This is a genomic window from Aquitalea sp. ASV11 (assembly GCF_016429185.1).
Classification (GTDB): domain Bacteria; phylum Pseudomonadota; class Gammaproteobacteria; order Burkholderiales; family Chromobacteriaceae; genus Aquitalea; species Aquitalea pelogenes.
The window spans coordinates 1-323 of the sequence record NZ_JAELUD010000211.1; the positions used below are offsets into that span (position 1 = coordinate 1).

The following is a 323-nucleotide window of genomic DNA, read 5'->3' on the forward strand; positions in this document are numbered from 1 at the left end:
CCCCCCCCCCCCCCCCCCCCCCCCCCCCCCCCCCCCCCCCCCCCCCCCCCCCCCCCCCCCCCCCCCCCCCCCCCCCCCCCCCCCCCCCCCCCCCCCCCCCCCCCCCCCCCCCCCCCCCCACCACCCCCCCCCCCCCCCCCCCCACACCCCCACATCTTACTGTTCGTCGGCAGCGTCAGATGTGTATAAGAGACAGGTGCCGCGCCTTCCAGATAAAAACCGGCCATGGCGGCAATTTCCAGCCCGCCCAGTTCGGCCAGCACGGCGTTGCCATTCAGTTGCTGGCCGTGCAGGCGGTCCAGCGCCTGTTGCACCACGCGGCG

At 78.3% G+C, this 323-nt stretch carries 1 protein-coding gene; it reads right to left on the reverse strand.

Features of this window, described 5'->3' with window-relative positions; translation table 11 throughout:
* Positions 1 to 317: nicotinate-nucleotide--dimethylbenzimidazole phosphoribosyltransferase (locus JHD62_RS21775; RefSeq protein ID WP_370541111.1), on the reverse strand; the 317-nt coding region annotated here is incomplete at its 3' end.
* Between the last annotated feature and the right edge of the window lie 6 nt (positions 318 to 323).